General features: G+C 65.0%; 3 protein-coding genes. 2 read left to right on the plus strand and 1 reads right to left on the minus strand.

Annotated features, from left to right (window positions below; all coding sequences use genetic code 11):
- The first annotated feature begins 357 nt into the window (after positions 1 to 357).
- Together VMD50_RS18405 and VMD50_RS18410 are read left to right on the plus strand one after the other, a co-directional pair.
- Positions 358 to 1,134, plus strand: a complete 777-nt coding sequence (locus VMD50_RS18405; protein WP_325429357.1) for an IS5 family transposase — start codon at positions 358 to 360, stop codon at positions 1,132 to 1,134.
- 392 nt (positions 1,135 to 1,526) lie between these two features.
- The gene (locus VMD50_RS18410; protein WP_325429359.1) at positions 1,527 to 2,750 is read left to right on the plus strand and encodes an IS110 family RNA-guided transposase; all 1,224 of its coding nucleotides are present in this window, start codon (positions 1,527 to 1,529) and stop codon (positions 2,748 to 2,750) included.
- Positions 2,751 to 2,843: 93 nt separating this feature from the next.
- On the opposite strand, the gene VMD50_RS18415 is transcribed toward VMD50_RS18410, so the two are convergent.
- On the minus strand, positions 2,844 to 3,133 hold a 290-nt coding region (locus VMD50_RS18415; protein WP_325429361.1), incomplete at its 5' end, for a hypothetical protein.

Raw genomic sequence — 3,133 nt, forward strand, 5'->3', positions numbered from 1 at the left:
GTGGGGAACATGTCATCGACGATGCAGGCCAGCGGCTATTGACCCGACCACGGCTGGTACCTACAGATAACCACGCAAACCTGGACGTCCCGGGAACAGCCGAAAAAAACAGCCCACCAAGCTGTCTGGCGTTGCATGAACTATTACGGGTCAGCTCTTAGAGAGTGTTTGAGAACTCGGGATGGGCGGGCGTGTGCCTTGTGGAGAACCGAAGAAGTCGGCTCCTGGTTGGGTCGGTGATGACCAAGTCCGCGCCCAGACCAGGAGCCCACAATGCCATCATCGCCGATCTCGCTATGCTCGTCGTGCCCGCCCCACGCGGCGGCCGGACATGGTTGCGCGGTGTACTCGTCGTCGGTGACTGACGCCGAGTGGGCGATCCTCGAACCGCTGTTGCCTGCGCCGGGCAGCACGGCAGGCCGCGGCGGACGACCCGAGAAGCATTGCCGCCGTGTGATAGTGGACGCCATCCTGTACATCGTGCGCGGTGGTATCGCGTGGCGGCAACTGCCGGTGGAGTTCCCGCCAGCCGCGACGGTGTACGCGGTCTTCGCCCGCTGGGCCCGCAGCGGGGGGTGGCAGCGTATCCTCGACGCGCTGCGCGACCGACTGCGGGTGCGGGCCGGGCGGGACCGGTGCCCGACCGCGGCGATCATCGACTCGCAGACGGTACCCGCCGCCGACACCGTGCCCCGATCCAGCCGCGGCTGGGATGGCGCCAAGAGAACGAACGGCGTCAAGCGGCACATCGCGGTGGATGTGAACGGCCTGCTGCTCGCCGTCGTCGTCACCGCCGCCTCGATCCAGGACCGCGACGCCGCACACCGACTCCTGGCCGCATTGCGCGGCAGCTTCTCCACCATCCGGCTGGTCTGGGCCGACGGCGGTTACCCCGGACGGTTGCTCGTCTGGGCGAAAGACGTTCTCACCCTGACTATGCAGATCATCAAACGCATCCCCGGCGCCACTGGTTTCCACGTCCGGCCCCGCATTTGGGTGGTCGAGAGAAGTTTCGCGTGGATCAACAAGCACCGCCGCTGCGTGCGCGACTACGAAACCAGACCCGACCACCACGAAGCCATGGTCCACCTCGCCATGATCACGACCATGACCAGGCGACTCGCCCGAACCTGACAGTTTTCAAACACCCTCTTAACGACGCGGCAGGCTTCACTTGACGTTACGGACCGTTCGGTTGCACACCCCGCGCAGCGGGGCGCTCGACGCTGGGCTTCGACACCGCCCGTTTCCAGACGACACCGCCAGCCTGCTAATGGGAACCGAACAGCGAGCCTTCGACCGATCATCTCTTGTTCGGGGGACGCTGTTCACCGAGCCGCCGGTCGGTGAACGTTTTTGCCTGCTGAAGCGTAGGTCGACTTCTACCGGTAGATCACGCCCCGGCCGGTTGGTGAGGGTTCCTGTAGCACTGATGGGGTGTCGTGCCACCGAGCACTGATCCATTAGCTTGTCGCTGGGTGCCCTTGGGCTCGACCATGTGTGATGACCAAGGAGGAGGCATTCAGGTGATTTTTGTTGGCGACGATTGGGCGGAGGATCACCACGACGTCCACCTGATGGATGAGACCGGGGCGCGGCTGGCCTCGCGTCGACTACCCGAGGGGCTTGCCGGTATCGGCGAGTTCCATCAGCTCCTGGCCCGGCACGCCGAAGAACCCGACCAGGTCGTGATCGGGATTGAAACCGACCGCGGCTTGTGGGTCGATGCGCTGGCCGCGGCCGGCTACCAGGTGTATGCGATCAACCCGCTGGCGGCCGCCCGCTACCGCGACCGCCACTCCGTATCGGGGGCCAAGTCCGATGCCGCCGACGCCAAACTCTTGGCCGATCTGGTGCGCACCGACCGCCATAACCACCGTCTGGTCGCCGGCGACACGGCTGATGCTGAGGCGGTCAAGGTCTTGGCCCGGGCACATCAGAATCTGATCTGGACCCGCAACCGGCACACCAACACGCTGCGCTCGGCGCTGCGTGAGTACTACCCCGCCGCGTTGGAGGTGTTCGACGATTTGCACGATCGTGACGCGCTGGCAGTTTTGGGTCGCGCTCCTGGCCCGCTGCAGGCCGCGAACCTGAGCCTGTCGAAGATCCGGTCGGCGCTCAAAGCCGCTGGGCGACAACGCAATCTCGACACCCGGGCACTAGAGATTCAGGCCGCTTTGCGCACCGAGCAGCTCGCCGCGCCGGCCGCGGTCACCGCGGCGTTCGCCGCGACCACTTGCGCCGCGGTTGGCATCATCGCCGAACTGAACCGCCAGATCACCGACCTCGAGGCCGAGTTGGCGACACATTTTGAAACACACCCGGACGCCGACATCTACCTCTCCCTGCCAGGACTCGGTGTTGTGCTCGGCGCCCGGGTGCTCGGTGAGTTCGGGGACGACCCGAACCGCTACACCACCGCCAAGTCTCGCAAAAACTACGCCGGAACATCACCGCTGACCGTCGCGTCGGGCCGCAAACGCGCCGTGCTGGCCCGCCACGTCCGCAACCGACGCCTCTACGACGCCATCGACCAATGGGCGTTCTGCGCGCTGAACACCAGCCCCGGCGCCCGCGCCTTCTACGACGGGCGCCGTGCCGCCGGCGACCTGCACCACCAAGCCCTGCGCGCCCTGGGCAACCGCCTGGTCGGCATCCTGCACGGCTGCCTACGCCACCACACCCCCTACAACGAACACAAAGCCTGGGCACACCGCCACACCAACCCCGACACCAGGGCCGCTTGACAACTTACGGACCTGGGATGTCTACCGGGCCTCCTGATAGCTACCCGGACCGGACTTACACCGGCAAGCGACGACGAGCTTACGAATCAGCCGTCAACCACCTACATGATCAACCACCAACCCTTCTGGACGCACTGGCGAACCGAGATGACCGCCAGCTTCACGGTCTGGGACGAAGTCATTGCCACCGCAGCGGCATGAAAGACCGCGTAAGCCGGTATATTTGACCACCGAACAAACTAACATCAACGGTGCCACAATCATTTTCAAACAACTTGACGATGCCGCCGCGAGATCGTCTACGCCGTGTGCAGCGTCACATTCGAACACGCCCACCCGCGGATGATCGCCGCCTGGCTGCGCGACCACCGAAGCATCGAGAA

The sequence above is a fragment of the Mycobacterium sp. genome, from assembly GCF_035506235.1.
In the GTDB taxonomy this organism is placed as follows: Bacteria; Actinomycetota; Actinomycetes; order Mycobacteriales; family Mycobacteriaceae; genus Mycobacterium.